General features: G+C 60.9%; 26 protein-coding genes and 2 pseudogenes. 14 read left to right on the top strand and 14 right to left on the bottom strand.

Translation table 11 applies throughout. The annotated features are described in order from the left end of the window. Positions 1-194: 194 nt before the first annotated feature. From CD58_RS27545 to CD58_RS27565, 5 genes and pseudogenes are all read right to left on the bottom strand, one after another. Positions 195-1,442, bottom strand: coding sequence for a heme biosynthesis protein HemY (locus CD58_RS27545; protein ID WP_025216087.1), 1,248 nt, complete (start codon positions 1,440-1,442; stop codon positions 195-197). After that, positions 1,439-2,568, bottom strand: a pseudogene (locus CD58_RS27550) (uroporphyrinogen-III C-methyltransferase). The gene CD58_RS27545 and the pseudogene CD58_RS27550 overlap by 4 nt, the downstream one beginning before the upstream one ends. A gap of 24 nt (positions 2,569-2,592) precedes the next feature. Then, a pseudogene (locus tag CD58_RS27555) lies at positions 2,593-3,351 on the bottom strand (uroporphyrinogen-III synthase); the annotation flags it as partial. Further along, on the bottom strand, positions 3,348-4,289 hold the full coding sequence (gene hemC / locus CD58_RS27560; RefSeq protein WP_025216088.1) for a hydroxymethylbilane synthase: 942 nt from the start codon (positions 4,287-4,289) through the stop codon (positions 3,348-3,350). The pseudogene CD58_RS27555 and the gene hemC, both read right to left, overlap by 4 nt. 129 nt (positions 4,290-4,418) lie before the next feature. Next, entirely contained in the window at positions 4,419-5,165 is a 747-nt protein-coding gene (locus tag CD58_RS27565; RefSeq protein WP_025216089.1) for a LytR/AlgR family response regulator transcription factor, read from the bottom strand. Positions 5,166-5,628: 463 nt separating this feature from the next. Here CD58_RS27565 and argH point away from each other — a divergent pair, with 463 nt between their 5' ends. Beyond that, positions 5,629-7,023, top strand: coding sequence for an argininosuccinate lyase (gene argH / locus CD58_RS27570; protein WP_025216090.1), 1,395 nt, complete (start codon positions 5,629-5,631; stop codon positions 7,021-7,023). A 131-nt stretch (positions 7,024-7,154) separates the two neighbouring features. On the opposite strand, the gene CD58_RS27575 is transcribed toward argH, so the two are convergent. Beyond that, positions 7,155-7,814 (bottom strand): glutathione S-transferase family protein, encoded by a 660-nt coding sequence (locus CD58_RS27575; RefSeq protein WP_025216091.1) that lies wholly within the window; start codon positions 7,812-7,814, stop codon positions 7,155-7,157. Between the two features lie 124 nt (positions 7,815-7,938). Between CD58_RS27575 and CD58_RS27580 the strand changes: the two genes are divergently transcribed. The 3 genes from CD58_RS27580 (at position 7,939) to CD58_RS27590 (ending at position 11,715) form a co-directional block, all read left to right on the top strand. Further along, positions 7,939-8,223 (top strand): hypothetical protein, encoded by a 285-nt coding sequence (locus CD58_RS27580; protein ID WP_025216092.1) that lies wholly within the window; start codon positions 7,939-7,941, stop codon positions 8,221-8,223. Positions 8,224-8,443: 220 nt separating this feature from the next. After that, positions 8,444-8,692, top strand: coding sequence for a TIGR02647 family protein (locus CD58_RS27585; protein WP_025216093.1), 249 nt, complete (start codon positions 8,444-8,446; stop codon positions 8,690-8,692). Between the two features lie 179 nt (positions 8,693-8,871). Continuing rightward, positions 8,872-11,715, top strand: a complete 2,844-nt coding sequence (locus CD58_RS27590) for a class I adenylate cyclase (RefSeq protein WP_025216094.1) — start codon at positions 8,872-8,874, stop codon at positions 11,713-11,715. Between the two features lie 5 nt (positions 11,716-11,720). Here the strand turns inward: CD58_RS27590 and rnk are convergent, their stop codons facing one another. From rnk to cyaY, 3 genes are all read right to left on the bottom strand, one after another. Next, a complete protein-coding gene (gene rnk / locus CD58_RS27595; RefSeq protein WP_025216095.1) occupies positions 11,721-12,131 on the bottom strand; it encodes a nucleoside diphosphate kinase regulator in 411 nt (136 codons plus the stop codon). 305 nt (positions 12,132-12,436) lie between these two features. After that, on the bottom strand, positions 12,437-12,655 hold the full coding sequence (locus tag CD58_RS27600; protein ID WP_025216096.1) for a DUF1289 domain-containing protein: 219 nt from the start codon (positions 12,653-12,655) through the stop codon (positions 12,437-12,439). Between the two features lie 4 nt (positions 12,656-12,659). After that, entirely contained in the window at positions 12,660-12,992 is a 333-nt protein-coding gene (gene cyaY / locus CD58_RS27605; RefSeq protein ID WP_025216097.1) for an iron donor protein CyaY, read from the bottom strand. 205 nt (positions 12,993-13,197) lie between these two features. Between cyaY and lptM the strand changes: the two genes are divergently transcribed. The 6 genes from lptM to CD58_RS27635 are packed head-to-tail and all read left to right on the top strand — an operon-like array spanning position 13,198 to position 17,802. Then, positions 13,198-13,368 (top strand): LPS translocon maturation chaperone LptM, encoded by a 171-nt coding sequence (gene lptM / locus CD58_RS29675; protein WP_038436735.1) that lies wholly within the window; start codon positions 13,198-13,200, stop codon positions 13,366-13,368. A 9-nt stretch (positions 13,369-13,377) separates the two neighbouring features. Beyond that, entirely contained in the window at positions 13,378-14,625 is a 1,248-nt protein-coding gene (gene lysA, locus CD58_RS27615) for a diaminopimelate decarboxylase (protein ID WP_025216098.1), read from the top strand. Between the two features lie 4 nt (positions 14,626-14,629). After that, on the top strand, positions 14,630-15,460 hold the full coding sequence (dapF, locus tag CD58_RS27620) for a diaminopimelate epimerase (RefSeq protein WP_025216099.1): 831 nt from the start codon (positions 14,630-14,632) through the stop codon (positions 15,458-15,460). A gap of 13 nt (positions 15,461-15,473) precedes the next feature. Further along, positions 15,474-16,199, top strand: a complete 726-nt coding sequence (locus tag CD58_RS27625; protein ID WP_025216100.1) for a DUF484 family protein — start codon at positions 15,474-15,476, stop codon at positions 16,197-16,199. 2 nt (positions 16,200-16,201) lie between these two features. Further along, entirely contained in the window at positions 16,202-17,101 is a 900-nt protein-coding gene (gene xerC, locus CD58_RS27630) for a tyrosine recombinase XerC (RefSeq protein ID WP_025216101.1), read from the top strand. After that, positions 17,098-17,802 carry an HAD family hydrolase gene (locus CD58_RS27635; protein ID WP_025216102.1) on the top strand — a complete coding sequence of 235 codons (705 nt, stop codon included), beginning with the start codon at positions 17,098-17,100 and terminating at the stop codon, positions 17,800-17,802. Before xerC ends, CD58_RS27635 begins: the two co-directional genes overlap by 4 nt. Positions 17,803-18,013: 211 nt before the next feature. Here CD58_RS27635 and sutA read toward each other — a convergent pair whose 3' ends face one another. The 4 genes from sutA to glnK form a co-directional block, all read right to left on the bottom strand. After that, positions 18,014-18,337, bottom strand: coding sequence for a transcriptional regulator SutA (gene sutA, locus CD58_RS27640; RefSeq protein ID WP_025216103.1), 324 nt, complete (start codon positions 18,335-18,337; stop codon positions 18,014-18,016). A gap of 101 nt (positions 18,338-18,438) precedes the next feature. Beyond that, positions 18,439-18,864 carry a secondary thiamine-phosphate synthase enzyme YjbQ gene (locus CD58_RS27645; RefSeq protein ID WP_025216104.1) on the bottom strand — a complete coding sequence of 142 codons (426 nt, stop codon included), beginning with the start codon at positions 18,862-18,864 and terminating at the stop codon, positions 18,439-18,441. A gap of 212 nt (positions 18,865-19,076) precedes the next feature. Further along, the gene (locus CD58_RS27650; RefSeq protein WP_025216105.1) at positions 19,077-20,411 is read right to left on the bottom strand and encodes an ammonium transporter; all 1,335 of its coding nucleotides are present in this window, start codon (positions 20,409-20,411) and stop codon (positions 19,077-19,079) included. 33 nt (positions 20,412-20,444) lie between these two features. After that, positions 20,445-20,783, bottom strand: a complete 339-nt coding sequence (glnK, locus tag CD58_RS27655; protein ID WP_002555808.1) for a P-II family nitrogen regulator — start codon at positions 20,781-20,783, stop codon at positions 20,445-20,447. A gap of 414 nt (positions 20,784-21,197) precedes the next feature. Here glnK and CD58_RS27660 point away from each other — a divergent pair, with 414 nt between their 5' ends. Beyond that, the gene (locus tag CD58_RS27660) at positions 21,198-21,458 is read left to right on the top strand and encodes an accessory factor UbiK family protein (protein ID WP_025216106.1); all 261 of its coding nucleotides are present in this window, start codon (positions 21,198-21,200) and stop codon (positions 21,456-21,458) included. 17 nt (positions 21,459-21,475) lie between these two features. Here the strand turns inward: CD58_RS27660 and CD58_RS27665 are convergent, their stop codons facing one another. Further along, positions 21,476-22,753, bottom strand: a complete 1,278-nt coding sequence (locus CD58_RS27665; RefSeq protein WP_025216107.1) for a sensor histidine kinase — start codon at positions 22,751-22,753, stop codon at positions 21,476-21,478. A gap of 460 nt (positions 22,754-23,213) precedes the next feature. Between CD58_RS27665 and CD58_RS31065 the strand changes: the two genes are divergently transcribed. From CD58_RS31065 to CD58_RS27670, 3 genes are read left to right on the top strand one after another with little or no spacing between them, the layout of a single operon-like run. Further along, positions 23,214-23,480, top strand: a complete 267-nt coding sequence (locus CD58_RS31065) for a hypothetical protein (RefSeq protein ID WP_144238640.1) — start codon at positions 23,214-23,216, stop codon at positions 23,478-23,480. Then, positions 23,477-23,587, top strand: coding sequence for a hypothetical protein (locus CD58_RS32040; protein ID WP_419178815.1), 111 nt, complete (start codon positions 23,477-23,479; stop codon positions 23,585-23,587). Before CD58_RS31065 ends, CD58_RS32040 begins: the two co-directional genes overlap by 4 nt. Positions 23,588-23,608: 21 nt before the next feature. Further along, positions 23,609-23,863, top strand: a complete 255-nt coding sequence (locus CD58_RS27670) for a bacteriocin immunity protein (protein ID WP_327205562.1) — start codon at positions 23,609-23,611, stop codon at positions 23,861-23,863. The last annotated feature ends 298 nt before the right edge of the window (positions 23,864-24,161 follow it).

A 24,161-nucleotide genomic window follows, 5' to 3' on the forward strand; every position in this document is an offset into this window, starting at 1 on the left:
GTTACGGTAGAGGAAAGCCCTCGGGCCTTTCAAGGCAGGTCCGTGCAGACACTTCACCAGGGGTGTAGGGAATTCCCGACAAGCACGAGTGGATTCAGCGCAATCCTTTGTAGGACTTTCCCGAGGTCATGACTAAAGCCCCTGTATTCGCGGCGAGGGAGCACGCTCCCTCGCCAAAACGACTCAAACAGAGATCAAGTGGACAGGACCTGAGCCGGGACCGGCAAAGGCGCGGCCAGCAGACGCTCATCCAACAGCCCCAACCCTTCCTGGAACAACTGATTGCTGCGCTCGGCATCCCCCAGCTGCGCCAACAACCGTGCCAGTTCAGCGCAGGCTTCGGGATTGCGCTGAACCCGCAAACTGCTTTCCAGATAGTCCCGCGCCTTGCCCCACAAGCTGCCCTGCAGACATAGGCGCCCGAGTGTCAGCAGCAGGCTTGGATCGGCCGGATGATCCTTGAGCCAGCCTTCGGCCGTTTGCAGCTGGCGAATCGGATCATTGCCCCGAACCAACCCGTACAGGCGCGCCAAGTGACTGTCATAGTGACGCTTGAGCGCAACTCGCAACACTTCTTCGGCCTCGACCTGGGCCCCCAGTTGCCGCAGCTGCTCGGCATAGGCCAGCACCAGCGCCGACTCCTGACGCTGCGCGGAGGTCAGTTGCTGCCAGGCGCGGTTGAGCGATTGCAAACCGACGCTACCGTCCTCTTCGCGATGGGCCGCCAGGGTGAGATTCTCGCCCCACGCCCGGCGCTCAAGCTCAGCCAGTTCACTGGGCGGCAGGACTTTGTCCTTGCGCAGCTCCGGCAACAGCCGAATCACCGCCGACCAGTCACCCCGTTGCTGATGCAGTCGCTGCAACTGGCGCAAGGTCTGGGCGTTATGAGGATGACGTTCATGCATGGCTTGCAGCGTGCTCAACGCACCGTCGGTGTCACCTCGGTCGGTCTGCAATTGCGCATGAGTCAGGGCGATGGCCAATTCCGCCTGGGGCTGACGTTCCAGGGCACGCTCCAGCAAACTGTCGCTCTGCTCGTAGAGCCCCTGCTCATTGGCCGCGCGGGCGGCTCCGAGGTAATAGAGCAACGGTTGGCGCTCGGCTTCGGCGGCACGGTGCAGGTGACGTTGGGCGCTGGCCCAACGACCTTCGGCCAGATCCAGTTGGCCGTGCTCGATTGCCACCTGCACACGGCGACTGCGGTTACGCCGCGACCATGGGTTGACCACGCCACTAGACGTGGTCACCAGCCCGATCAAGGCCCACACGCCCCGCCACAACAGCCAGAGCACCGCCACCAGCGCCAGGGTGACCCACAGGCCGGCTTCGTAACGAAAGTTCTTGTACGCCACCAGCACGTAACCTGAATGCTCGGCGATCGCCACACCCAGCAACGCAGCGGCAGCGATGACCACGAACAGAATCACGTAGAGGCGCTTCATGGCGCAGTCTCCTGCTCGCCAGGCTTGGGCAGCGGCTTGACCGAATCCTCGGCGTTCAGGTTGCGACGTTCGAGGTAAGCCTGGACGCTGCTCAGGGTGCCCGTCAGGTCCGGCGTGACCACCGTCACCGGCTCTTTGGACAGCTCGACTACGCGCTCAAGCATGACTTTGCTTTGCGGATTGTCCTGGTTGAAGTTGCTCTTCAGCACGTCCCGCGCTTCGGTCAGCGCCTGGGTATACACCGGCGCCTGACCGTTGAGGGCAGCCCATTGCGCCTGCTCCAGCGCCAGGCTCAAGGCCAGGCGCACCTGCACCAGGCTCTGCCCGGCCAGGAGTGGACGAACGTTCTCATCCGCGTTGAAATCGATGCGGATGTAGCGCGAGATCTGGTCCCACCACTGTGCCCAGCGGCTGGCGCCATCGCCATCGGCGGTCAGGCCCAGCAGGGATTCACCACGGTCCTTGTATTCGGGCGCCAGCTCGGTGAGTTGCAACACCTGGTCACGCAGGGCCCCAGTTGCAGGAAGAGCCCGGTGCGATCCGGTTGTTCGGTGCTGCGCAACGCCGCAAGCGTCTTGGCCAGTTGCTCGCGAGCGGCGAACGAGCCAGGGTCGTTCTGCTCGCGCAGGATCTCGTCAGCCCCCTGGACCAATGCCTGGGCACTGCTGATGTCTTGCAAGGCGGAAAGACGCAGGCTGGCCAGGCGCAACAGATGCTCGGCTTCAGCCAGGCGCCAGTCCTTGCGGCTGGCACCGAGCACGGTTTCCAGGCGCTGGTTCAGGCGCTGCTGATCGCCTTGCAGTTGGGCAACCTGACGCCGTCGCTCCTCCAGCTCTTCAGCCGGTGGCAACTGCGCCAGACGCTCACTGAGGCGCTGCTCATTGAGCTTGAGGGACTGGGCCTGGTCATTCAGCGCCTGGACCTGGGTAGACTGCTGCTGGTTATTGGCTTGCAGATGACGCACCTGCCACACGCCCCAGCCGCCAACGGCCACACCGGCAGCCCCCAATAACAACGCGACAATGGCCAGTCCGTTGCCGCGACGCGGCGCCATCGGGGCCGGGGTTTCAACCGGCGCATCGATCGCTGGCTGAACTTGATCTTTTGGCAAGGCTGTTTCGTTCACGTATCCATCCTTTGCAATAGAAAACGGCACGGACTGTTCCCGTAACGCCGCCAGCAAAGCCGCGGCGCTGGCGCCACGGCAATCCACAACTGTTCGGGCCCCGGCGGCACGCGCCATCTCGGCAACCCTCGGGCTTGGAACAAACAGCGGTAACCGCGCCAGGGCGGGCCACGCGTCGCCAGCGAGCCGCTGCAGATGCTCGAAGCTCTGCCCACTGCTGACCACCAGTGCGTTCAAGCGTTCCGCTTCAACCTTCGCTGGCAACTCACCTTCGCGGTAGTGCGGCAGGCCGCGCCGGTACAATTCAAGATAATCGACCCTAGCACCTTGCTCGCGCAAACGCTCTGCCAGCAAACCGCGCCCGCCCTCGCCACGCACGATCAGAACCTTGGGATCGGGACGGGTGATAGCCTGGCGTAACACCAGATGCTCCAGCAAGGCTTCGCTGTCGTCGCCGTTATCGGGATAAAACACGGTGAGGCCAGCGTCGGCAAGAATCTGCCCGGTGGCCGCCCCCACGCTGAACCATGGCTGGTCTGGCGGCTGGGGCCAGTATTGACGCAGCAGCTCCATGCACAAACGAGCGGCAGGTTTGCTGACCACAATCACGGCACAGTACTGGTCCAGCCTTTGAAGGATCGCCTGCCCGGCATCGGACACGGCGATCGGCTCGATATCCAGCAACGGCAGGCTGCTGCTGAATACACCCGCTTCGGCCAGGGCAGCCGCCAGCGCCGACGACTCGTCTGCCGGCCGGGTGAGCAGCAGGCGCCAGCCTGTCACGCGTGGCCTGCCTCGCCGTAGACTGCCTTGAGGATGTCATCGGCGCCCTGACTGAGCAGGTCTTCAGCCACTCGCACACCCAACGCCTCGGCATCGTGGCGCGGCGCCCGAGCCTCGGCGCTGATCAGCCGACCACCGTTCGGATCCCCCACCAGGCCACGCAACCAGACCTGTTCGCCTTCCAACACGGCGTAACAGGCGATGGGCACTTGGCAACCGCCATTGAGGTGTTTGTTGAGGGCTCGCTCGGCGAAAACCCGTGTGGCCGTGTCTTCATGGTGCAGCGATGCCAGCAGGGCGTGAATGTCACTGTCGGCGCTGCGGCATTCGATGCCCACCGCCCCCTGCCCACCGGCCGGCAGGCTGTCGTCGACGCTGATGGCCGAGGTGATGCGATCTTCAAAACCCAGGCGGATCAGGCCCGCGGCGGCGAGGATGATCGCGTCGTACTCACCGGCGTCGAGCTTGGCCAGGCGAGTGTTGACGTTACCTCGAAGGAAACGGATTTGCAGATCAGGGCGGCGAGTCAGCAACTGCGCCTGGCGACGCAGGCTGGAGGTGCCCACCACGCTCCCGGCAGGCAGCGCATCAAGGCTGGAGAAGGTGTTGGAGACAAAGGCATCGCGCGGATCTTCCCGCTCGCAGATGCAAAACAGGCCCAGGCCTTCGGGGAAGTCCATGGGCACGTCTTTCATCGAATGCACGGCGATGTCGGCTTCGTTGTCCAGCAGCGCGGTTTCCAGCTCCTTGACGAACAGGCCCTTGCCGCCGATTTTCGACAGCGGCGAGTCCAGCAGCTTGTCGCCGCGGCTGACCATGGGCACCAGCGTCACGTTAAGGCCGGGGTGGGCGGCTTCCAGACGGGCTTTAACGTATTCGGCCTGCCAGAGAGCCAGGGCACTTTTACGGGTGGCGATGCGAATCTCGCGAGGGGACATGGATCAATCCGTACTGAAAAGATACGGCGGATAATAACAGCTCAGCCAAAACCGCTTTGATTTGAATCACGACCCCAAAGCCTCCCTGGCCGTCAATGTCCTGGAAATGGAATGTCTTGCCGCGCGGCCCTAGAGCTGTTGCATCATCTTGCGGACACCGGCCACATGTCGCCGACTGACAATCAACGCATCACCATTGAGGCCTTTGAGAAACAGCTGGAAGTGTCCCAGCGGGGTGCGTTGCAAACGCTCGATTCGTTCACGGGCCACGAGGGCATTGCGGTGGATGCGCACAAACCGTTCGCCGAACTCGTCTTCAAGGGCCTTGAGCGGCTCGTCCAGCAGCACCTCGCCACTCTCATGGCGCAAGGTCACGTATTTATGGTCGGCAATGAAGTAGACCACCTGGTTCAACGGGATCAGCTCGATCCCCTTGCGGGTGCGGGCACTGATGTGGCTGCGTGGGCCGCTGCCACTTTCGGCGGCCGGCCGGGTCAGCGCCGCCAGTTGCACCCGGTTGGGCCGTTCAGCCTTGCGCAAGGCCTCAACCAGCGCCTCGGCGGAGATCGGCTTGATCAGATAGCCCACGGCGCCGGCCTGCAACACCTCCGGCGGGAAGTCGTCCCGCGTGGTGCAAAACACCACCGCGGGCGGAGACTCTCGCTCGCACAGCTTCGCCGCGACCTGCAAGCCATCCAGGCCAGGCATGCGAATGTCGAGCAGCACGATATCCGGCTTGTGGCTTTCAATAAGGGCCAACGCCTCTTCGCCATTGGTGGCGCTCGGCTCCAGGACACTGTAACCCTCGAGTTCGCCAACCATTCGGCTCAGGCGCTCACGGGCCAGTGGTTCGTCATCAACGATCAGGACATTCATATTGCGCTGGATTCCTGCGTGAGTCTCGCACAAGGATAGCGTAGACAGGGGAAGTGACATCCGTCACCGCGATCCACGCTAAGACTCGCTCGAGGGCCAAAAAGTGCCGCGAGGCAGTTGCCTATCTTTACCAACGCTTGCCGATAGATGCTCGAGGCCTGTTGTCGCACGGCGTCGCCATAGGGATTGTTAACACTCGATCTGATCAATATGAGCTCCCCCTTTTTCTATTCGTCCGTTGCGCCATGGATGGAAAAAGCAAAAGTCCTACCGTCCACTGTAGACGGTTGCCACGACGATATTGCTCAATCGGAAAATATCGTTGCGCAAAAAGCCTCATTAAATGCTTAGGTTGTGCGCAAAAAACCTGCCGACCAGTGCCAGCGCCAGCCCCGGCAACCCTGCTATCATCGGCCGCAGCCTTTAACCGCTATTTTTTCTTCAGCCGATCACGAGCGAATTCATGAGCACTGACAAGACCAATCAGTCCTGGGGCGGCCGCTTCAGTGAACCCGTCGACGCCTTCGTCGCCCGCTTCACCGCCTCCGTCAACTTCGACCAGCGCCTGTATCGCCACGACATCATGGGTTCGATCGCCCACGCCACCATGCTGGCCAAGGTCGGCGTGCTGACCGATGCCGAGCGCGACAGCATCATCGATGGCCTGAAGACCATCCAGGGTGAAATCGAGGCCGGCCAGTTCGACTGGCGCGTCGATCTTGAAGACGTGCACATGAACATCGAAGCGCGCCTGACCGATCGCATCGGCGTGACCGGCAAGAAGCTGCACACCGGTCGCAGCCGCAACGACCAGGTGGCCACGGACATCCGCTTGTGGCTGCGCGATGAAATCGACCTGATCCTGGCCGAGATCACCCGCCTGCAAAAAGGCCTGCTGGAACAGGCCGAGCGTGAGGCCGAGAGCATCATGCCGGGCTTCACCCACCTGCAAACCGCCCAACCTGTAACGTTCGGGCATCACATGCTGGCCTGGTTCGAAATGCTCAGCCGCGACTACGAGCGCCTGGTCGATTGCCGCAAACGCACCAACCGCATGCCCCTGGGCAGCGCGGCGCTGGCCGGTACCACCTACCCGATCGATCGCGAATATACCGCGCAACTGCTGGGTTTCGACGCCGTGGGCGGCAACTCGCTGGATAACGTTTCTGACCGCGATTTCGCCATCGAATTCTGCGCCGCCGCGAGCATTGCGATGATGCACCTGTCGCGTTTCTCCGAAGAGCTGGTGTTGTGGACCAGCGCGCAATTCCAATTCATTGACCTGCCCGACCGCTTCTGCACCGGCAGCTCGATCATGCCGCAAAAGAAAAACCCCGACGTGCCGGAACTGGTGCGGGGCAAGAGTGGCCGCGTGTTCGGTGCGCTGATGGGCCTGTTGACCCTGATGAAAGGCCAGCCGCTGGCCTACAACAAGGACAACCAGGAAGACAAGGAGCCGCTGTTCGACGCCGCCGACACCCTGCGCGATTCACTGCGGGCCTTTGCCGACATGATCCCGGCCATCAAGCCCAAGCATGCCGTGATGCGCGAGGCCGCCCTGCGCGGTTTCTCCACCGCCACTGACCTGGCCGACTACCTGGTACGCCGTGGCCTGCCGTTCCGTGACTGCCACGAAATCGTCGGGCACGCCGTGAAGTATGGCGTGGACAGCGGCAAAGACCTGGCGGAGATGAGCCTGGATGAACTGCGCAAATTCAGCGACCAGATCGAGCAGGACGTGTTCGCGGTGTTGACCTTGGAAGGCTCGGTCAATGCCCGTGATCACATCGGCGGTACCGCACCGGCGCAGGTCAAGGCGGCCGTGGTGCGCGGCCAGGCGTTGCTCGCCAGCCGCTAAAAGCCAAAAGCATCGCGAGCAAGCTCGCTCCCACAGTCAATCTCCCGTGAACACACCTGTTGTGAACATTCAGAGATTCAAATGTGGGAGCGAGCTTGCTCGCGATAGCTGACTTTAAATCACCGAAAAACTCACTTCTTGGCAGCAATCATCGCCAAAAATGCCGGCATCGCAGCTTCTCTATCCGCCGCGATCCGTTGCACATGCGGGTTCTGCTCCAAGCGCTCCATCAGCGCCTTGGCCGCTGGCATCTCTGCCAGCAAGTCGAGATCGAACAACTTCCTGCCCACCTGCAAGGCCAGGGATAAGCTGTAGAAGAAATACAGATCGGCCAGGCTCATGCTATCGCCCGCCACATAGGGCGAGAATTTGCCGTGCCTGCCGAGCGAGGCGAACCCCAGCAGCAATTCGGCCTTGGTTTTTTCCTTGATGGCATCGGGCACCGACGCGCCGAAAAACGCCTCGCCGTAGCAGGCTCGCCCCGGCAGCTCGATGTACAACTCGATCTCCCTGCACAAGGCCAATACCTGGGCACGCTCGAACGGGTCACTGGGCAGCAGGGCCTTCCCTGGCTGGGTTTGCTCGATGTATTCGAGGATCACGCTGGTTTCGTTGATAAACCCTTGTTCGGTCTTCAGCACCGGGACCTTGCCGCGCGGGCTGACGGCCAGCGCTTCGGCGGTCTGGCTGGGGTAGAACGGCACTTCTTCGAAAGGCAGGCCCTTCTCCAGCAGCGCCAGCTTGACCATGTTGTAATAATTACTGACAGAGAAACCATAAAGCTTGAGCATTACAAAGCCTCCAGGCCGTGTGGGGTTGGCAGCCTTGCGTTATAGACTGCCAAGGCGCATTCCGCCAGGCGCATCACCGCGCTGAATGCAGGTAAACTGGCGACCTTTCTCCAAGGAGCCTGCCATGAGCGAGCCAACCGACATCGACAACGACGAAGAAGAATTCGTCGAGAACACGCTGATCGAAGCCATCGAAAACCAGATCGAAAGCGACAACCCGCCAGCGGCCAAGGCCACCTTCAACAAGCTGACCCTGGTCGGTTACGAGCGCGAAGAAATCCTCAACCTCATGGCTCATGTACTGGCCTATGAGATCGACGCCATTCTCGAAGAAGACCGCCCGTTCGACACCCAATGGTACGAAACGGCGCTGCGCGCCCTTCCCGAGTTGCCGCCGGAAAAGAAATAAACTCCGTGGCGAGGGAGCTTGCTCCCGCTCGGCTGCGCAGCAGCCGTACAGCTTTTGGGACCGCTTCGCGATCCAGCGGGAGCAAGCTCCCTTGCCGCAACAAATGGCTCGTCTGCTTACCCGAAACAAAAAAAGCATGACGCTGACACTGGACAGCCCGGCCGACTACGCTCACCTTAGTGACGCTGTCGTCCAAATTCCTAGAAAGTCTGGAGTCCTTATGTCGCTTACCCCTGAGCTGGTTGCCGAACTGGAAATCCTTGCACTCTTCAACCTGGACAGTTCCCAGGAAGGCCTGAAAATCCATCAGACCGCTGCCCCCTCTGCCATCGCTGCTGCCAAACGCCTGTACGAAAAAGACCTGATCACCCTGTCCGATGGCGGTTATCTGACCAGCCTGGGCCGAGATGCCGCCGAGCATGTGCAAAGCCTGTTGACCATCCTTAACGTTGTTCAAGAAGCCGCCTGACTCCCCCTGCCGCCCACGGGAATCTCCTTCAGCGAGATTTCCGCAGGCGCACTGGCGCTCCGTGTAAAAAATCTGACGTCAAAAGCCCACTTTCAGCTTAAGAATTCCCAAGGTCGGGCGCTAAACTGCCATTAGCTGTGATCTCCCACGTTCGACGCCGCGAGCCGGTTTGAGCCGACATGACCCGCAATCACGAAATACGCCCCGATCTGGACGAGGGAATCGACCGCAAGGTCCTGAGCCAGTTGCGCGCACGTTTTCTCAAGCTCAACAGCGTCCGGATGGAGCGCGCCCTGGAAGGTCTGTCGACCCGCCAGCAAGGTGTGTTGACGCTGCTGCCGCTGTTTTTCCACGTCAACCATCCACTGCTGCCCGGCTACGTCTCGGGCAGCACGCCGGCCGGGCTGTCGAACTATGAGCCCGACGCCAGCGTCCTGACCGAGGCCCAGCGGCTGACGCGTTCGTTTTCCTACAAGCCGCGCCACGGCAGCAATCCACCGCGCCCGATTCTTGGCCTGTTTTTAATGGGCAGCCTGGGCACGTTGGCCCAGGCCGATCAGAGCGACATGGATGTGTGGGTCTGCCACGGGCCGGACCTGAGCGACGACGAACTGGCCGAGCTGCGCAAGAAATGCCAGCTGCTCGAGGCATGGGCCGCGACCCAGGGCGCCGAAGCCCACTTTTTCCTGATCGACCCAGCGCGTTTCGTGCGAGGCGACCGGGACAATCAGCTCAGTTCCGACGATTGCGGCACGACCCAGCACTACCTGCTGCTGGACGAGTTCTACCGCACCGCGATCTGGCTGGCCGGGCGCACACCGATCTGGTGGCTGGTGCCGGTCTATGAAGAAGACAATTATGAGCAGTACACCCATACGCTGATTTCCAAGCGCTTCATCCGCGCGGATGAAACGCTGGACCTCGGGCATCTGGCCTACATACCCGCGGGAGAATTCATCGGCGCCGGGCTCTGGCAATTGTTCAAAGGCATCGAATCGCCGTACAAGTCCGTGCTCAAGCTGCTGCTGACCGAGGTTTATGCCAGCGAGCACCCGAACGTGCGCTGCCTGAGCCTGCGCTTCAAACAGGCCGTGTTTGCCAATCGCCTGGACCTGGAAGAGCTGGATCCTTACATGGTGGTCTACCGCCGCCTGGAGGAATACCTCAATGCCCGTGGCGAACCCGAACGCCTGGAATTGATCCGACGGGCGCTGTACCTGAAGGTCAATCGCAAGCTCACCGGCCAGGGGCGCAGCAGCGGCTGGCAACGGGTGCTGCTCGAACGACTGGCCCGGGAATGGGGCTGGGACCCACGTCAACTGGCGCTGCTGGACAGCCGCAGCCAATGGAAGGTGCGCCAGGTCAGCAACGAGCGGCGAGCGCTGGTCAACGAGCTCACCCACAGCTACCGTTTCCTGACCCAGTTCGCCCGCACCGAGAAAACCGTCAGCCTGATCAATAGGCGCGACCTCAACGTCCTTGGCAGGCGGCTGTACGCAGCCTTCGAACGCAAGGCCGACAAGGTCGAGTTCATCAACCCTGGCATTGCCCCGGACTTGGCCGAAGACACCCTGACGCTGGTCCAGTCACCCAACAAGAAAGAACCAGGACAGAATCAGTGGGGCCTGTACAACGGCAGCCTCAATGCCCTGGAGTGGGAGAACTTCGCGCCGATCAAACGCAGTCGCGAGTTGCTGGAACTGCTGACCTGGTGTCATCGCAACGGCGTGATCGACAGCAGCACGCGCCTGGCGCTGCACCCTGGGGACAGCGACCTGAGCGAGTTCGAACTGTTCAACCTGCTGGGCAGCCTGCAACAGTCCATCGCCCTGCCCCTGACCACCGTGGATGAAGAGCAATTGCTGCGCGCCAGCGTGCCCAGCGAAGTGCTGATTCTGGTGAACGTCGGCGTCGACCCGCTCAAGCATCACCGCGACCTGAATATCCTGATGACCACCGAGCGCACCGACTCCCTGAGCTACGCTGGGGTGCGGGAGAACCTGGTGTTGACCCTCGACCAGGTCACGCTCAACAGCTGGAACGAAGTGCTGGTCAACCGCTTCGACGGCGAGCACGCCCTGCTCGACTGCCTGCGCGACTACCTCAACGACCTGCCCGTCACGCAGCGCCAGCCGCGTTTGCAGGTACGGTGCTTCTGCCACAACCGCGCACAGTTCATTGCACGACGGGTCGAGGACGTCATCGAAACCGCCCAGACCCTGCTGTTGAGCCGGCTCAATCACCGCTATCTGCTTCAGGTCCAGCAGCACTATCACGTACTGGAGCTGGTGCCCGGCCATGTCAACCATGTGGCCCTGGGCAGCCTCTCGGCACTGATGGACTACCTGGGCGAGGAACTGACGGCCTACAGCCCGCTGCATCTGGACTCGATGGCCCTGGAAGACCACGACCTGGCGCTGGTCCTGCCCATGGGTCAGCCCGAGTGCATTCAGGTGTTCTACCGGGTCAACGAGGACGACGCCGAGCTGTACGTGCTCGATGAGTTCAACGCCTTGTGGCAACAGCGCCTGCCGTATCACGACGAGCACAGCCTGCTGGTGCCACTGCAACGCTTCTTGCAATCGGTGCTGTACCGCCGCGACGCCCTGCTGCCGATGGATGCCGCCCAGCCGTTGACCCTGGAAACCCTGTATTACCAACTCCTGCCCTCAGGCCCCGGGCGAGCACGGCGGATCGAGGCGCGACAGACGCCGCAGACGCCAGAAAACAAGCCGTTCTACGACGTGCAAGCCATCATCGGCAAAGCCGCGCACGGACAGGTGCACGTCACCCTGTACTGTGATCAGCAGGAGTTTTCGGAGTTGGAGCATGGCGACCAGTTGTTCAGTGTGGTCGCCAGGGAGATCGTCGAGCAGCGCCGCGAGGCCAAACGCTACCGTTGCTACATCACCGACCTGGACCTCTCGGGCCTGGTGGGCGATGGTGCCTGCTCAAGTAATTTGTACCTGCGCTACAAGGCCGACCTGGAACGCGCGCTGAACGAGGCGCTGGCCTCGGTCTGAGGCGCTCAGAGGTGGAAATCGCCGCCCGCTTCAGGCTGATATTCCACATCCAGCAACGTCAGCTTCAGCGTCTTGCCGCCCGGGGCCGGCCAGTCGATGTGCTGGCCAACCTTCAGCCCCAGCAATGCGCTGCCCACCGGGGCGAGGATCGAAATCTTGCCTTCATCGGCATTCGCGTCCTGGGGGTAAACCAGGGTCAGGTGATAGTCCTTGCCACTGCTTTCTTCGCGGCAGTGCACGCGTGAGTTCATGGTCACGACATCGGCGGGCACTTCATCGTGGCCCACCAGGTTATCGGCGCGATCCAGTTCGGTTTGCAACGCAATCACGCCCGGCAGCGTTTCATCAAGGCTGTCGATCAGGCGTTCCAGACGCTGTACGTCCAGACGGGTAAGGGTGATGGAAGGTGCGGTCATGATCCTGGCAGACTCCTTTCTTCTGCACAAAAAAAGCAAAACCCCGCCACAAGAAGGCGGGGTTTTCACGGGCCTCGATGAGTTGAGGCGTAGCCGGACACTATCACAGCTCAATAAATAAACAACCCGGGCGGGGTACAGCGGTACCCATGGGTAGCTCACAGACAACCGAATGGGCGACGCCGAACCCTTGTGGCGAGGGAGCTTGCTCCCGCTCGGCTGCGCAGCAGTCGCAAGACTTTGGGGTCGCTTCGCACCCCAGCGGGAGCAAGCTCCTTCGCCACAGAAGCTTCCAAGACCAACGGTTACCTTAGAAACTTGCGCTCAAGCGCCTCGGCACAGATAACCCGGCGGCGCTCATCGTCGGCCGAGCGCCATTCGCGGATGTGTTCCACATGACGGAAACAGCCGAGGCAGACCTTCTGTTCATCCAGTTTGCACACGCTGGTACACGGTGACGGCACGACGGAACTGACGTTGCTGTAGAGCGGCTTGGGCGGCCGCGCCGGGGCGGTCTGGCTCACGCGGTCACAGACCTTCGAAATCAAGTTTTGCATCCGCCTGCTCTTCGACGATGCGCTCGAGCATCTCGCCCAACTGCTCTTCGCTCTTGTCGCACATCCAGCGATCGCTTTCCTCGTCGTAGTCGAAGTGGAACCCGCCGGACACCGCCGCCAGCCATAACTGCCGCAACGGCTCCTGGCGACTGAAGATCAACTGGGTGCCGTTCTCGAACTTGACGGTCAGCACACCGGCGGAGCTTTCCAGGTCGACATCCAGGCCACTGTCGTCAAACACATCCTCCAGCGTATGCTGGGTGGTATCGACCAGATCGTGGAAACGGGCTTCAGTCAAACTCATTGCGGCAACCTCGAAAATGTCTGCTCATGCTCAAGCGCCGCAAAGATACGGACGCTTCCCGGCGATTGCAAAGGATATACCGACCGGCGACAGCCCGCGCCGGGAAATGCCCGGTGGCCTGTCGGACGGGAGCCCCGTTGCATAGGCAAGCCGCCGGGTGGCCGGTATACTCCGGCGCAATTAACGCATTTTCAAGGATTTCGCCATGAAGCGCCTGATCTCTTCCCTTGCTGCGCTCGTCGCGGTTGCCTGCCTTGTGACGGCCTGTGGTCAAAAAGGTCCGCTGTACCTGCCTGACGACAGCAAGTCCCCTGAAGAGCAGGCCAAGTCGTCGCAAGCCAAACCCCACGCGCACGACACCCACACCACTTACTAAGGGAACGCCATGGACGCTTTTAACTACCGTGGCGGGGAGCTGTTCGCGGAAGGGGTTGCCCTGTCCGCCATCGCCGAACGTTTCGGCACGCCGACCTACGTCTATTCCCGCGCCCACATCGAAGCCCAATACCTGGCCTTTGCCGATGCCCTCGCCGGCATGCCGCACCTGGTGTGTTTCGCCGTAAAAGCCAACTCCAACCTGGGTGTGCTCAATGTCCTGGCGCGCCTGGGCGCCGGTTTCGACATCGTCTCCGGCGGTGAGCTCGAACGCGTCCTGGCGGCCGGCGGCAGCGCCGACAAAATCGTGTTCTCCGGTGTCGGCAAGACCCGTGAAGACATGCGCCGCGCGCTGGAAGTCGGCGTGCACTGCTTCAACATCGAATCCACCGATGAGCTCGAACGCCTGCAAATCGTCGCCGCCGAGCTGGGCGTCCGCGCCCCGATCTCCCTGCGCGTGAACCCGGACGTCGACGCCGGCACCCACCCGTACATTTCCACCGGCCTCAAGGAAAACAAGTTCGGCATCGCCATTGCCGACGCCGAAGACGTGTACGTGCGGGCAGCCCAACTGCCGAACCTGGAAGTGCTGGGCGTCGATTGCCACATCGGCTCGCAGCTGACCACCCTCGAACCCTTCATCGACGCCCTCGACCGCCTGCTGGCGCTGGTCGACCGCCTCGGCGACTGCGGCATCTACCTGCGTCACATCGACCTGGGGGGCGGTGTTGGCGTGCGCTATCGCGATGAAGAGCCGCCGCTGGTGGCCGACTACATCAAGGCTGTGCGTGAACGCCTCGAAGGGCGTGACCTGGCGCTGATGTTCGAGCCGGGCCGCTACATCGTGGCCAACGCTGGCGTACTGCTGACCCAGGTCGAATACCTCAAGCACACCGAGCACAAGGATTTCGCCATCGTTGACGCGGCCATGAACGACCTGATCCGCCCGGCGCTGTACCAGGCGTGGATGGACGTGACCGCGGTGCGCCCTCGCGATACAGCCGCCCGCCCCTACGACATCGTCGGACCGATCTGCGAAACCGGCGACTTCCTGGCCAAGGGCCGGGAACTGGCGCTGGAAGAAGGCGATTTGCTGGCCGTGCATTCGGCTGGGGCCTACGGGTTTGTCATGAGTTCCAACTACAACACCCGCGGCCGTTGCGCCGAGGTGCTGGTGGACGGTGATCAGGCATTCGAAGTGCGTCGCCGCGAGACGGTAGCCGAGTTGTATGCCGGCGAAAGCCTGCTGCCGGAGTAAAACCATGCTGCTGCGTTTTACCAAGATGCACGGCCTGGGCAATGACTTCATGGTCCTCGACCTGGTCAGCCAGCACGCGCACATCCTGCCCAAGCACGCCAAGCAATGGGGGGATCGGCACACCGGTATCGGTTTCGACCAATTGCTGATCGTCGAGGCGCCCAACAACCCCGACGTGGATTTCCGCTACCGTATCTTCAATGCCGACGGTTCGGAAGTGGAGCAGTGCGGCAACGGCGCGCGCTGCTTCGCCCGCTTCGTGCTGGACAAACGCCTGACCGCCAAGCGGCAGATCCGTGTCGAGACCAAAAGCGGCATCATCGAACTGGATGTGCGCAGTGATGGCCAGATCGGCGTCAACATGGGCCCCCCGCGCCTGGTACCGGCGGACATTCCGTTCGAAGCGCCGGCCCAGGCCTTGAGCTATCAGGTGGACGTCGACGGCACTACGGTAGAACTGGCGGCGGTGTCCATGGGCAACCCCCATGCCGTGCTGCGAGTGGCCGATATCAACAGCGCCGCGGTGCATGAGCTGGGGCCGAAGATCGAGCACCATCCGCGCTTCCCGGCACGGGTGAACGTCGGTTTCCTGCAAGTCATCGACCGTCACCGCGCGCAATTGCGCGTCTGGGAACGCGGCGCCGGGGAAACCCAAGCCTGCGGCACCGGCGCTTGTGCGGCGGCAGTCGCGGCGATCAGCCAGGGGTGGATGGATTCGCCATTGTTGATCGACCTGCCGGGCGGGCGCCTGTCCATCGAGTGGGCAGGCCCTGGCCAACCGGTGATGATGACCGGTCCGGCGGTACGCGTATACGAAGGACAAGTTCGTCTTTGAGTGAGCCAAACCCATGACCGACCAGCCACAGGTTCCAGCCCCACAGCCCGACGAATCCCCGAGCCTGCTTCCGGAAACCGCAGCCGTGGCCGCGTACCTTGAGGCTCATCCGGACTTCTTCGTCGAGCATGAAGAATTGCTTTCGACCTTGCGCATCCCCCACCGACGCGGCGACACCGTCTCGCTGGTGGAGCATCAGATGAAGATCCTGCGCGAGCGCAACATCGAGATGCGCCATCGTCTTTCGCACCTGATGGATGTCGCCCGTGACAACGACCGGCTTTTCGACAAGACCCGTCGCTTGATCCTGGCCCTGATGGACGCCAGCACCCTCGAAGACCTGGTGATGAGCGTCGAAGACAGCCTGCGCCAGGATTTCCAGGTGCCCTTTGTCAGCCTGATCCTGTTCGGCGACAGCGCCATGCCGGTGGGCCGCTGGGTGACCCACGCCGATGCACAAACCGCCATCGGCGGCCTGCTGACGGAAAACAAAAGCGTCAGTGGCAGCCTGCGCGAGCATGAGCTGGACTTCCTGTTCGGCGAAGAACAGCGCAAGCAAATCGGCTCCACTGCCGTCGTCGCCATCGCCCATCAAGGCGTGCACGGCGTGCTGGCCATCGCCAGCCGCGATCCGCAGCACTACAAGAGCTCGGTGGGCACGCTGTTCCTGAGCTACATTGCCGAAGTTACCGGCCGGGTACTGCCACGGGTTGCCGGTTCGCTGCGCTCGGTACGCTGATGATGGAACGGCAACTGGACGCCTACTGCGAACACCTGCGCAGTGAGCGCCAGGTGTCGCCCCATACGTTGTCGGCTTATCGCCGCGACCTGGAAAAAGTGCTGGGCTGGTGCCAGAAACAGAACATCGGCAGTTGGACAGCCCTGGACATCCAGCGTTTGCGCAGCCTGATCGCGCGCTTGCACCAACAGGGGCAATCCTCCCGCAGCCTGGCGCGCCTGTTGTCGGCTGTGCGCGGCTTGTACCACTACCTCAATCGCGAAGGCCTGTGCGATCACGACCCGGCCACCGGCCTGGCGCCGCCCAAGGGCGAACGCCGGCTGCCGAAAACCCTCGACACCGATCGCGCCCTGCAACTGCTTGAAGGCGCCGTTGAGGATGACTTCCTGGCGCGACGGGACCAGGCGATTCTCGAGCTGTTCTATTCTTCCGGCCTGCGGCTTTCGGAGCTGACAGGGCTGAACCTGGATCAATTGGACCTGGCCGACGGCATGGTCCAAGTGCTCGGCAAAGGCAGCAAGACACGCTTGCTACCCATCGGCCGCAAGGCCCGCGAAGCCCTGGCTCTGTGGCTGCCGCTGCGGGCGCTGACCAACCCCGCCGACGACGCGGTGTTCGTCAGCCAACAGGGCCGACGCCTCGGCCCGCGAGCGATCCAGGTGCGGGTCAAGGCGGCCGGCGAACGTGAGTTGGGACAGAACCTGCACCCGCACATGCTCAGGCATTCCTTCGCCAGCCATTTGCTGGAGTCCTCCCAGGACCTGCGCGCCGTCCAGGAGCTACTCGGCCACTCGGACATCAAGACCACACAGATCTATACCCACCTGGACTTCCAGCACCTGGCGACGGTCTATGACAGTGCCCACCCCAGGGCCAAACGCATCAAGGGCGACGAATCATGACCATCGAGCTCATCACTTTCGACCTCGACGACACCCTGTGGGACACCGCCCCGGTGATCGCCAGCGCCGAAGCCGTATTACGCCAGTGGCTGACCGACAACGCACCGAATCTGGGTGGCTTGCCGGTGGAGCACCTTTGGACGATTCGCGAGCAAGTATTGCGCGAAGAGCCAGGCCTGAAGCATCGCATCAGTGCGTTGCGCCGGCGGGTGCTGTTTCGGGCCTTGCAGGAGGCCGGCTATGACCAGTGGCAAGCGTCCGAGCTGGCGGACCAGGCGTTCGAGACGTTCCTGCACGCCCGTCATCAACTGGAGATTTTCCCCGAGGTGCAGCCCACCCTGGAAATCCTGGCCAATCATTTCGCCCTCGGCGTGGTCACCAATGGCAACGCCGATGTGCGTCGCCTGGGGTTGGCGGATTATTTCAAATTCGCCCTGTGCGCCGAAGACATCGGCATCGCCAAGCCAGACGCGCGGCTGTTCCACGAGGCCTTGCAACGCGGCGGCGCCACGGCGCAGACCGCCGTGCACATTGGCGATCATCCGGGCGATGACATCGCCGGCGCCCAACAGGCCGGCCTGCGCGCGGTGTGGTTCAACCCGGCGGGCAAGGCCTGGGACGCCGATCATGCGCCAGATGCGGAGATTCGCAGCCTGACTGAATTGCCGGGGCTGCTGGCGGGGTGGCATAGCCAGCCCTGAACTCCTGCTCTGTAGCCGCCAAAGCCCCTTTGTGGGAGCGAGCTTGCTCGCGATGACGGCGGCACATCCAGCATTGATGTGACAGGTAAACCGCTATCGCGAGCAAGCTCGCTCCCACAGGGACGGTGCTTAGCCTGAGAACTTTATCCAGCCCATGAAAAAGCCCGCAGCGACGGCGGGCTTTTTCAGCAAGCAAGCAAGAAGCAGAAGCTCAGATAGGGCGGCTGCCGTACTTGTTGTCAGGCTTTTTGGGCGGATCAGCGACCACGTTGGCCTCCACTTCCTGCACCTTTCCACCCCTGGCCAGGAATTCCTCCATGGCCTTGGCGAGCGCATCACGCTCCTTGTTCTTGGCCTCGACGCTCGGCAACTCGTCGACCGATACTGCCGCCTTGGCCTTGCCTTTGGCGGTCGGTGCCGGTACATCGGCCCCCTCATCGTCGGCAACGTCTTCAGCCGCTGCTTCCAGGCCTTCTTCAGCCTCGTCTTCGTCACCTACTTCGAGGTCGTCGTTTTCCAGATCATCGTCGCTCATGTTCTACCTCATGACTTGCGAAAAGCAGATTAGTTATAGCCCAGCTTCGCCATCTGTCGAAGGCTGCCAGAAAAAATTCAACATCCGCCAGCAAACAGCGGTTATGCCCCGTCACCGTACAAGGTGGCGAGGACTTTACGAGCACCACCATGATCACGGTGCTCGCCCAGATAGACACCTTGCCAGGTACCCAGCGCCAACCGTCCTGCCGTGACCGGCAGACTGAGCTGGCAACCCAGCACGCTGGCCTTGAAGTGCGCCGGGAGGTCGTCCAGGCCTTCGTCGTTGTGCTCATAATCGGCGGTTCCTTGTGGGATCAGCCGATTGAAAAATCGTTCGAAGTCTCGACGTACCGCCGGATCGGCGTTCTCGTTGATGGTCAACGAGGCCGAGGTATGCTGCAGCCACAGATGCAACAGACCGACACGACACGCCTGGAGTTCAGGCAGGCCGGCGAGCAACTCGTCCGTTACCAGATGAAACCCCCGAGGCCTTGCCCGCAGGGTTATCAGCGTCTGTTGCCACATACAGATCTCCGCACGTTCGGCGCGCATTCTAGCGCGCTCTGGGAAAAAACAAAGGGCCTAATGCGCCTGCCTCCATGTAAGCCTTTGGCCGGAGAAAAACCGATGTCGCCTACACAACAAAAGGCGTCGGGAAAACGGGCACTCTCTGTGAGCACTGACAAATCCCAGACAAAAAAATGCCCGGCGAACCGGGCATTTTTTATCGCGCGTGTTTACAGGTTGTAACCACGCTCGTTGTGCTGGGCCAGGTCCAGGCCCACGGCTTCTTCTTCCTCGGAGACACGCAGACCCATGACGGCGTCCAGCACCTTGAGGATGATGAAGGTGACGATCGCGGTGTAGACCACCGTGAAAGCCACACCCTTGAATTGAATCCACACTTGCGCACCGATATCGGTCACGGTGCCGAAGCCACCCAGGGCCGGTGCTGCGAACACACCGGTCAGGATCGCGCCGAGGATACCGCCAATGCCATGCACGCCGAAGGCGTCCAGGGAATCGTCATAGCCGAGTTTGCGCTTGAGGGTGGTGGCGCAGAAGAAGCACACCACGCCTGCTGCCAGGCCGATGACCAGGGCGCCCATCGGGCCCACGGTGCCGGCAGCCGGGGTAATCGCGACCAGACCCGCCACTACGCCCGAGGCAATGCCCAGTGCGCTTGGCTTGCCATGGGTGATCCACTCGGCAAACATCCAGCCCAGCGCGGCAGCGGCGGTGGCAATCTGGGTGACCAGCATCGCCATGCCGGCGGTGCCGTTGGCGGCAACGGCGGAACCGGCGTTGAAGCCGAACCAGCCGACCCACAGCATGGCGGCACCCATCAGGGTGTAACCCAGGTTATGCGGTGCCATTGGCGTGGTCGGGAAGCCTTTGCGCTTGCCCAGCACCAGGCACGCCACCAGGCCGGCGATACCGGCGTTGATGTGCACCACGGTGCCGCCAGCAAAGTCCAGCACGCCCCAGTCCCACAGCAGGCCGCCGTTACCGGACCAGACCATGTGTGCAATCGGTGCATACACCAGGGTGAACCACACGCCCATGAAGACCAGCATGGCGGAGAACTTCATCCGCTCGGCAAACGCACCGACAATCAGCGCCGGGGTAATGATGGCGAATGTCATTTGGAAGGTGATGAACACCGCTTCAGGGAACAGCGCCGCCGGACCGGTCAGGCTGGACGGGGTAACGCCCGCCAGGAACGCTTTGCCCAGGCCACCCACGAAGGAATTGAAATTGACGACGCCCTGCTCCATGCCCGTGGTATCGAACGCGATGCTGTAGCCATAAATGACCCACAGGACGCTGATAAGACCGGTAATGGCGAAGCACTGCATCATCACGGAAAGAAGGTTTTTCGACCGAACCATGCCGCCGTAGAACAGCGCCAGGCCGGGAATGGTCATGAACAGTACAAGAATCGTGGCAGTCAGCATCCAGGCGGTGTCGCCGGAGTTCAGGACTGGGGCCGCCGCTTCTTCTGCCATGGCCAGGCCAGGCATTGCGAAGGACAACAGGGCTCCTAGCCCTGCGAATTTACGCAGAGTCATATTGTTTTCTCCTGGGGCGTTGGGTTTGGCGGCTTAGATAGCGTCGGTATCGGTTTCGCCGGTACGGATGCGAATAGCCTGTTCCAGATTGACCACAAAGATCTTTCCGTCACCAATCTTGCCGGTGTTGGCGGCCTTGGTGATTGCCTCGATCACCCGGTCAAGATCCTTGTCGTCAATGGCGACATCGATCTTCACCTTCGGCAGGAAATCGACCACGTATTCCGCGCCGCGATACAGCTCGGTATGACCTTTTTGCCGACCGAAGCCTTTGACCTCAGTAACGGTAATGCCCTGCACGCCGATCTCGGACAACGACTCGCGCACGTCGTCCAACTTGAACGGCTTGATGATGGCAGTGACTAGCTTCATGAAACTTTCTCCCGAATTGGTGGACTTGCCCCAGGAAAACAAACCCGACTCAAGTCTAAGCGCAGTGCCTGGCTTTGTAACGCGTCGTCGGCCCAAGTTGCCCGACCGATGCCAGCTAACCGCTCCTGACGAAACTCCCCGCTCCGCCTGCTGCACTGCATTCGTCACAACGACTGCATCAGTGCATGGGTCATCAGCCTCTAAGCAGAAAGCTTGCCATCTGTGCCCAAACCCCCTGATTTCAATCCTTTCAAGACTCTGCCGGCTTGCGCCACGCCACGAACCGCAGCGTTACGCACAACAACAGTGCGACGACGCCCGACCTTGTGCGCGAAAAGCGTGCATCCCTTGCTTGCGAATTGACTATAGACACTGCGTGATACACTGCCCGTCATTGTTTTCAGGACACCTGCCATGCTTGCGCCCAAAGACCTCCTCGACGCCCTGAGCGGCCATGCTTCCCGCCTCTTGAGCGGCGACACCCCACTGCCCAAAAGCGAAATCGAAAGCCAGTTCAAGGCCCTGCTGCAAAGCGGATTCAGCAAGCTGGACCTGGTGAGTCGGGAAGAATTCGATAGCCAGATGGTCGTGCTGGCCCGAACCCGGGCACGGCTCGAGAGTTTGGAAACCAAGGTCGCGGAGCTGGAAGCGCGACTGGCTCCAGCACAGGAATAAGCCGCCCACCCGGCGACTCAACCACTCGCTGCCCCCAGGGGTTGGCTCGGTGCCGACGCGAGCGGCAGCTCCAGGGTAAAGAGCGCCCCCTTACCCGGCCCCGCGCTCTGCGCCGTCAGATCGCCGCCCATCTCGTGCGCGGCCAAAATGCAGCTGTGCAGGCCGAAACCGTGGCCGTTGGCGCGCGTGGTGAAGCCGTGCTCGAACACCCGCGCAAGATTGTCCGTCGAAATCCCCTCGCCGTTATCCTCGACCTCAATCCGCACACGCTTATCGTCAATGGCTTTCAGGCGCAGGGTAATTCGCGACGGTCGATCCGCGACCGAACCCAACGCCTGCTTGGCGTTGTTGATCAGATTGACCAGGATCTGCAGCACTTTGTGCTTATCCAGCGGCATCGTCGCAATATCGCTGAACTCCTTGACCAGCGTGACCTGGTGGCGCGCCAGGGACACGTCGCAGATGCGCACCACATCCTCGAGCAACTCTCGCAGCGAGCCCGGCTCCAGCACGCTGGAGTTGCCGGCATAGGACTGCTGGGTGGCGACGATTTCCTTGATATGGTCGATGCTCCTGGTCAACTTCGCCAACTCGCTGATCATGCTCTGCTGCTCGGCTGCCAGCGCCTCGGCCAGCTTGTCCAGATAGTCCGGCAGGACGCGGCCTTTCGGGTCGCTGCTGATGAAATCACCGAGGTCATCGGGGTGCTCCTTCATCAGCTGGACGACCTTGGCGACCCCCGGCCTTTTGGATGTGTGCACCTTCTCGTACAGAACCTGGGCTGAGACATTGACGCTATTGAGCACATTGCCCACGTTATGCAGCACGTTGGTGGCAATTTCCGCCATGCCCGCCCGGCGCGCGGTGGTGACCAGCTCGGCCTGCGCCTCTCGCAGCTCGTCGTTGACCTTGGCCAGTTGCTGCGGGCTGGGGATTTTCAGGGCCGCCGGCACCAGCCGGACCAGCAGGATGGCGGTAATCACCGACGCTATCGCCGTGATCACCTTGACCAGCGCCGACAGCCAGTAATAGGGCTGCCAGATGGTCAGGATCTCCATCACATGACTGGTTCCGCAGGCCAGGATAAACACGCCAAAGGCTGCCAGCATCCAGTCAAAAGGCACGTCCTTGCGCTTGTGGATAAAGTAGATAAGGGTAAAGGGAATGGTGACGTAGGAGAGGGTGATCAAGCCATCGGCAATGACATTAGTCCACAGCAGATCAGGGCGCCACATGTAGCAATGCCCGTGGGGCATGAATCGGTTATCGGTTAACAGAGCCAGCAGATCGCTCATGGCCACGTCCTCCCTGCGCCATTGATGCCGCCAAGTGCCGATGGGGCAAATCGCAGTCTAGCAGAGGCCGTCGTGCTCATTTGCGGGCGGTACATGAAGGCCAATCCCTATGCCACAGCAGCAACATTTGATCCCCTGCCTTCACACCCTCATGAAAAGGCGACAAACCGTTAGCCCGACCAATCGATATTATGCATTTATGCTTGAGTGCATAACTGTTTCTTGTACAGTGTCCTCGTCGAACAGGCCTAATCGACTTACGAACAAACGATGACCTCTTCATGACGAGCGAGAGGACGGGAAACACCAAAGCAATCATATCCCCTCACGGAACATGTTCATTCGAAACAGTGTCCAGCCCAGTATCGATGACGAGTCGTTGTTTATACATAGCATGTAAGACCAGATGTAATAGCAGACTATTAATATCATGGATTATCATAAACAAATGGAGCTTTAAATGAGCAACGGAATAACTTTACCGCCTATTATTATCACCCCTGATTACCTCTTACCCAAGCCACCTGTGTTGCCTCCTACCTATACTGGAAAACCGCTACCGTGGAATGGGAAAATTATCGCGCTCACCAGCCTGGACAATTTTTTCAGCCAAAAAAACATCAGGAGTGACCGTTACACAATGACAGTGGTTACCATAGTTTCGGCCCACCGAAGCGTTGAGCAATCTTATCTGGCCTACCATCAGAACACGTCGGCGGCAAAGTGAAGTTTGAACTCCACCATGTTACTTTCCTAAAAAACAATGGTGCCCTTTACGACATTGACAGTATTCGCGTAGTTACGCCAAAACAACATACTGCTCTGCACAAATAAATCCTGGAGAATAAAATTAATTTGAAGAACAAGTTTGAAGAATACACCGAAACCGAATTCCTTGAGATTCTCAATAAAATTTGGGCTGGAGACGTGTCTACAGAGGAAGAGCACGACAAGCTTATTGAGCACTTTTCAAAAATCACGGAGCATCCTCAGGGTAATGGATTGATTTTCTATCCAGAAGCCGGCGTCGAGGATAGTCCGGAAGGCATTTTGAAGGTCGTCAAGGAATGGCGAGCTGCCAACGGCAGAACGGGCTTTAAGCAGTCCTGACAGTAAGAACCCCTCAGCCACCAAATTATAGGGTGGCTGATTTTATTTCCCTGAGTGCGCCCCGCTCTCAGCGAGTAGTAACGTGGCCGATGTGATGCATCGACGATCACTAACAAAAAACGCCACCCCGATAGCCAACAGATTAAAAAGGAGGATGTGACACGCCAAGTGAACAATTATGTTGTGCAAACTATCCGAAACATCCTGCCAAAATTCCCTTCTCAATCTTCGCGCCTTAACCCTTTTCCCACGACTAACCTTCAAGAACCGCAGGATGCGGCTCCCTATTCACTCAAGG

Source organism: Pseudomonas brassicacearum (genome assembly GCF_000585995.1).
GTDB lineage: Bacteria > Pseudomonadota > Gammaproteobacteria > Pseudomonadales > Pseudomonadaceae > Aquipseudomonas > Aquipseudomonas brassicacearum_A.